This is a genomic window from bacterium, from assembly GCA_035370465.1.
GTDB lineage: Bacteria > Ratteibacteria > UBA8468 > B48-G9 > JAFGKM01 > JAGGVW01.
The window spans coordinates 24,484-31,012 of sequence record DAOOVW010000018.1; the positions used below are offsets into that span (position 1 = coordinate 24,484).

7 protein-coding genes are annotated in these 6,529 nt (G+C 28.0%); 1 reads left to right on the forward strand and 6 read right to left on the reverse strand.

The annotated features are described in order from the left end of the window. Positions 1–38: 38 nt before the first annotated feature. From PLW95_03915 to PLW95_03925, 3 genes are all read right to left on the reverse strand, one after another. Positions 39–932 (reverse strand): hypothetical protein, encoded by an 894-nt coding sequence (locus PLW95_03915; GenBank protein ID HOV21810.1) that lies wholly within the window; start codon positions 930–932, stop codon positions 39–41. Beyond that, entirely contained in the window at positions 929–1,975 is a 1,047-nt protein-coding gene (locus PLW95_03920) for an alpha/beta hydrolase family protein (protein ID HOV21811.1), read from the reverse strand. The genes PLW95_03915 and PLW95_03920 overlap by 4 nt, the downstream gene beginning before the upstream one ends. A gap of 186 nt (positions 1,976–2,161) precedes the next feature. Continuing rightward, positions 2,162–3,076, reverse strand: coding sequence for an NAD(P)-dependent oxidoreductase (locus PLW95_03925; protein HOV21812.1), 915 nt, complete (start codon positions 3,074–3,076; stop codon positions 2,162–2,164). Positions 3,077–3,427: 351 nt separating this feature from the next. Here PLW95_03925 and PLW95_03930 point away from each other — a divergent pair, with 351 nt between their 5' ends. Next, positions 3,428–4,594: an iron-containing alcohol dehydrogenase gene (locus PLW95_03930; GenBank protein ID HOV21813.1), complete on the forward strand. Its 1,167-nt coding sequence runs from the start codon at positions 3,428–3,430 to the stop codon at positions 4,592–4,594. On the opposite strand, the gene PLW95_03935 is transcribed toward PLW95_03930, so the two are convergent. From PLW95_03935 to PLW95_03945, 3 genes are read right to left on the reverse strand one after another with little or no spacing between them, the layout of a single operon-like run. Further along, positions 4,591–5,040, reverse strand: a complete 450-nt coding sequence (locus PLW95_03935; protein ID HOV21814.1) for a hypothetical protein — start codon at positions 5,038–5,040, stop codon at positions 4,591–4,593. The two genes, PLW95_03930 and PLW95_03935, sit on opposite strands and share 4 nt — an antisense overlap. Then, positions 5,028–5,525: a signal peptidase I gene (lepB, locus tag PLW95_03940; GenBank protein HOV21815.1), complete on the reverse strand. Its 498-nt coding sequence runs from the start codon at positions 5,523–5,525 to the stop codon at positions 5,028–5,030. Before lepB ends, PLW95_03935 begins: the two co-directional genes overlap by 13 nt. Beyond that, the gene (locus tag PLW95_03945) at positions 5,489–6,394 is read right to left on the reverse strand and encodes a phospholipase D-like domain-containing protein (protein HOV21816.1); all 906 of its coding nucleotides are present in this window, start codon (positions 6,392–6,394) and stop codon (positions 5,489–5,491) included. Before PLW95_03945 ends, lepB begins: the two co-directional genes overlap by 37 nt. Positions 6,395–6,529 lie beyond the last annotated feature (135 nt).

The window sequence follows — 6,529 nt, forward strand, 5'->3', positions numbered from 1 at the left end:
ATGGTAATTATTAAAGTCAAAAGAAGAAACAAACAGGTTTAAGTTACCAGTTGTTTGAAATTTTTTTTTACTTTGCTTAAAGAGAAATGATTGAAATTTGCAGTTCCACCAGATATATCAATTTTATATTTTTCTCTTATATCCTCTGGCAAAATTCTTAGCAATTTTTCTATTTGTATTTTCTCTCCAGTAAAAGAGAGATTGAAATTTTCATTATCTATTTCTCCCCAAAACCTTAATTCATTACTATCTATAAAAGCAACTCCTCTTTCAATTTCTCCTTTTTTTTCTGTTGGATAGAAACACCCTTTTAAAAGAACAATTATCCCTTCACCTTTTTCAACTTTTAATTCTTCAACTTTAATATCAAAATCAATTCTTTGTTTCTCATCTTTTTTATATAACATTATATTTCCTGAAACATTACCTTCTAAATTAACTTTCAAATTAAAAAAACTACATACCTGTTTTATATCAATTTTATTACATTTTACTATTACATCCTGGTCTGTTTTTCCCCAGTTTTTCAAATTTCCCTGTACCTGTATATCACCAATTTCTTCAATTTTTATATTTGTATTTTCTATATTCACATTTCCACTTTTTATATTTCCTGATATAGTCCCATTTATTGTAATATTTCGCTCCTGTTGTTGATTTCCTACCTCTCCTGGTCCTGCAAAAGACACTTTTGTAAAAGTAGGTTTGATTTTAAGTTCATTTAATAAAATAAAAAAAGCATTTTGTTTATATGATAAATTCTTTATTTTTGCCCCGGAAAAAGAGAGGTCTATATTTTCAATTTTTAATGGGATGTTAGATAAAGAAGATAATTTTTTATTTATAATTCTTTCAGCAATTTTTAAAGAGATAAAAACGAAAAATACCAAGAAAACAACTATTGATATAACAATTTTTTTTCTTTTTTTCATTTTAAATATTTTCCAAAAAATTCAAATGCTTTTCTACCTGAAAAAGAATGTTCTCCTGGAAAAATTTCAATCCATAAGTTATTTTCAACTCCTGCAACTTTATAAACATTTTTTATTTTTTCATGTGCCTTTTTAGCTGAATCAATCCAGAAACATGTATCATTAACTCCTGATTCAATTAAAAGTGGTTTTGGACATATACATCCTATTACATCTCCAACATCTGCATATTTATAAAGAAAAGGAACAATCTGACTTCCACAGAAGTTTGGTCTGCTTATTGCATAGTGTAAAGTCGTTGTTGCATAACATATTATATCACCTGTCTTTATTCTTTCATCAAGAAGAGTTAAATAAGTTGCCATTGTCCCACCAAAGGAAAGTCCCATACAACCTATTCTTTCTTTGTCCACCTCTTCTCTTGTAAGTAAAAAATCAATAACCCTCATACCATCAAAAATATTTGCTCCAAGTAAAGTCCTTCCAAGTATGAGATGTTGAAGAAAATATACATTACATTTATCTCTTCCAGGAAAAAAAGTGTCCTGATATCCCCCTCTCTCTCCGAAACCACGCCAGTCAGGACATATAGTTATAAATCCATTTTCAGCCATTTGCTGTCCATAATTATAGTTATGCATTTTTATATTATTTATAATATCTGGATTATTATTATGAACACCAGCAACAGGGTCTTTTCCATAAGAGCCATGCCCATGGCAGCATAAAATTGCAGGGTATTTCTTCTTGTTTCCTTTCGGAATTAAAAGATATAAAGGGACAAAACAATCTTTTTCTGATTGTATTATCCATTTTTCTCTTATAAATTTTTCTTTTTCCTCAACTGATAAGAGTTCTGGATTTAAGTCAGATGGGGTTGGAAATTCACCTAATAATTTTTTTATTTTTTTTATTAATTTTTCTTTCCATATAAAAACATCTTCTTTTGTTTTCCCCTTAAATTCTAATGATGGCTTAATTTTTCCTGCCCATTTTTCAATAAAATTATCAATCACAACAGGACTATCAAATTTATTTGGCATTTTCCCTCCTTTTTTTTATTTTAACTTAAAAGGTAAAAAACTTCAACTTCTTTTATCAAATTTCAATAATTTCTGAACAATAAAAAGAAATTGCAGAGACAATTAATATCATAGTGCATGAAAATATGGAAATTCAGGATTATATAATTTTTGTACTCGAGGAAGAACAAAACAATCATACAGGAATTAAATTAATACTTGCTGTTTCATCCATAAAACTGCCCGCTCCATTGTTTCTTCTGGGGTATAACTTGGTTTATAACCAAGTTTTTGTGATATTTTTCTAATGTCAGGGCACATATGAGCCTTAAAATGAAAATTTGCTCCTGGGTCAGGATTTATTTTTGTGCAGTATTCTTGCCAACTATACCATTGTATAGGAATTTTCACACCATAGATTTTTTCGTATGTTTGAACAAAATTTAGAGATGTAATAGCGTATGCAGAACCGACATTAAAAATTTCATCAGCTGCTTTTTGTGATTTTAAAACAGCAAGGAAAAATGCTTTTGCTACATCTTCAGCATCACAGGGACCAATTAATGTTTGACCTGGCTCAGGTAAAGGGACAGGATATCCTTTTTTATGGTTTTGATGATTTTCAATGTTTCTATCTCCATAACAGTCTAGGGGAATTTTTCCAGGACCACAGATATTCGGTGGCATAATAGCAGTAAAAATAATTCCTTCTTTTTTAGCAGTATTTTTTAATTCAAGCATCTCTGCATACCTTTTTGCATAGTTGGAGAAAATACAGGGTGATTGTGTTTGTTCAGGAGTTGGGACAATTTTGGACTCCCCAAACATCCAGACAGAACCACATAATATGAAATGTTTACAGTAAATTTTAGATGTTTCATAAACTAATGGCGCATAAGAACCAAGAATATCAACTACTATTTTTGGCTTTATTTCTCTGAAAAGATTTTCCCATTCAATTTTGTTGTTATCATAATTTTTTTTTACAAATTTTATTCTAAAATTTTCTGGAGTTTGTTTAATTCCCCTCGCAACTACAAATATCTCATAATTCTCTCGTAAAAGAAATTTAACAAGGTTTATTCCTATATGGCCAGTACCTCCGATTATGCAAATTCTCATAATATTCTCCTCTGTTTAAAAATCAAATCTATCCACTTTATATTCGGGCTATTTTTGTTTTTATTTATTAAATTTAATTATCTAAAAATGTCGAACTTCTACTATTTCTCGAAAACAACATATGCGTTCAGTAAAATTGTGCTATAGCAGGTCGTAAAACTTTTAATATTTCTACTATGCCCTTTTTCTTCCCGCAAAGAGGAGAGGATTTAGGTGAGAGATATTATTCATTTTTTATTGCCCCTTCTCTGTACTTTTATACCTATTCCAACTGTTCTATGGAGGTTCTAAAAATATAATAGCATTTGTTAAAAATTTTGACAAAATTCTAAATTGTGGTTTAATTTTAATATGATAAAAAAATTTAAATTTATATGTGAACCACAAGTTTTTTATGGGAATAATTCTGTTTCTTTACTTCCATCAATTGTTAAAGAAACAAAAAGAAAAAAATTACTTGTTGTTGTAGATTCAAACTTCTCAAAAACAAGTTTTTTCAGGGATATAGAAAAAAAACTTTCTGGTGAAAAAATTGATTTCGTTGTTTTTGATAAAATTTCTGGTGAGCCAACAACTGATATTGGAGATGAATGTGCAGAATTCGGGAAAGAAAATAAATGTGATATTGTTTGTGGAATTGGCGGAGGGAGTAGTTTGGATGTTGCAAAAGCATCATCTGTTATAATTACAAATGGCGGATGTGTAAAAGATTATCAGGGATTAAATAAAGTCCCTGGACCGGGACTGCCTAAAATAATGATACCAACAACTGCCGGGACAGGGAGCGAAGTTACATTTACTGCTGTATTTATTAGAGAGGATACAAAAGAAAAAGGTGGAATAAATAGTCCATATCTTTATCCTGAATATGCAATACTTGACCCTGTCCTGACAGTTTCTTTACCAACAAATATAACATCCTCAACCGGGCTTGATGCTCTTTGTCATGCAATAGAAAGTTATATTTCAAAAAATTCAAATTTCCTTTCAGAATCTATCTCTCTTTGTGCTATAAAATATATCTGGGAAAATTTACCAATTGTTTATTCAAAAGATGAGGACTTAAAGGCAAGAGAGAAAATGCTTTATGGCAGTTTTCTTGCAGGCCTTGGACTTGTAAATGCAGGGGTAACTGCTGTACATTCTATATCTTATCCCTTGGGAGGTGTCTATAGAGTTCCACATGGAGTTGGAAATGGACTTCTTCTCCCTTATGTTTTAGAATTTGATATTAAAAAAGATATTTCTTATACTGTTGAAAGGAAATTATCTTCAATTGTTGATATTGTTAGAAGTGACTTCAAAGGAGATGAAAAAGAAAAAGCAAAGTTTTTAGTTGATGAAATAAAAAATTTCCTTAAATTATTCAAAATGCCCAAATTAAGGGATTTTAATATTGATAAAGAAAATTTCTCAAAACTTGCAGAAGATGCCTTAAAGGTCTCAGTTCCTATAATGAACAACCCTGTTGCAATAAAAAAAGAAGATATAATTGAAATTTATAATAATGCCTATTAATCAAATCTATATTTATCCTCTTCAACCCAGACAATCTTCCACTTTTTCCCTTCTTGCTTAAACTTAATTAAAAATCTCCCTGCTTCTTTTATAATTTCACCAGAAGGACTTATTGCTTTTCCTTCGCCAAATATTTTAACAACCGCAGTTTTATCAAAAATTTCTATATTCAAATTTCTAATAGAAATATCCACTTTTTGATAATTTTTGAGAATATTTTTGACTAAAAAAAATAATGTTCCCCAGGTATTTCCATATTCATCTCTATATTCAAAAGAAAAATGTTTCATAAACTCAGTATAGTTATTATTTTCTATTGCTTTTTCTGCTATTTTAATTGTCTGTTTTATTCTATCTTCTTCTGATATAAAAATAAATTTTTTTAATAAAAGAAAAATACAAATTAAAATTAAAAAATATACAAAAAATTTTTTTATTTTACCCATATTACTTTTCCTATAATATTTTTAATAGAGACATCAACTAACAAGTGTTGTGAAATATCCATATCTCTGTTATCTCCAATTACAAAAATATATCCCTTTTTAATTTTTATTTCGGGCATATTCCAGTTATCATTTTTATTTATCACATAAGGCTCTACTAACTTTTTCCCGTTTATAATAACATCCCCATTTATTATTTCAACTCTTTCGCCTTCTTTTCCAATAACTCTTTTTATAAAATAAACATATGGTCTATCTGATGTTCTGAAAACAACAATTTCTCCTCTTTCTGGTTCTCTGAATTTATAAATAATTTTATTAACAAAAATGATTTTGTTATCTGAAATCGTTGGCTTCATACTTGGACCAAATGTCTTAAATGGCTGAATTAAAAATGCCCTTGTAAGAAATAAAACTAAAATCAGACATATCCAGAAAAATATTCTTTTTAAGGAAGGGATTCCCATCTCCACAATTTTATCCATTCTTTTAAGTATTTACCAGCAATTTCTTTATTTCTTAATATTAAAATTGTCTCATAATTTTTCCTTGCTGATACTGTTGGATTATAAGAGCCAGTTATTACTACTTTTTCATCTATTACAAAAAACTTATCATGAAGAAAACCAGCCATATTATTTTTTCTGACATTTATTCCATAATCATTTAATATATAAAATGTGGAGTAATTTGATGTATTATATCTTTCAAAAATCCCATTTATATCTACACCTTTCTTTTTTTTGTCTATAAGATGCCTTGCAATATTTTCTGATGAGAAATAAAAATGTGAAAAATAAATAGAACTTTTCGCTTTTTCAATTTCTTCAATTATTTTTTCTTCTAAATTTTCTTCAGGAGAAAAATAAATTTCCAATGTTTCACTTAAAAAAGGACTTTTATTATTTTCTTTATTATTCCATAATGAAAAAAAGTTTTCTTTAAAATACTCAGAGATATTTTTATCTTTGATTATAAGAAAATTATTATGAAAAAGATGAAAATCATTTTTAGTGAAATTTCCAGAACCAATAATTGTTATCTCATTATCAATAATTATAAATTTTGAATGAAAGAGATTACTCCCTTTATAGACCTGAATACAACTTTGTGAAAATGGCAAATTACTTTCTTTCCCAATAAATATTTTTAATTCATCTAATTTTTTATTCTTAAGAATTTCTATTATTTCTTTATAATTAAAATTATAACTTGCAATAAAAATTGAATTTTTTGCCCCTTTAATTACCTTTAAAATTTCTTCATCTGCTTGTTTTGACGGAGTAAAATAGACTGAAATTGAAGATAAAATTGAGTTTATAAGGATTATAAAGATAAACAAAAATTTTCTCATAAAGATATTATAAAACAGGAATTAAAGATGTAAAATTTTAGGACTTTTTACTTGAAAAGTTTTCTATAAGTGATTTAGTATTTTCTCTTAAAATTTTCTTCTTTACTTCATCAGGTATATCAGAAAGTAAAATAG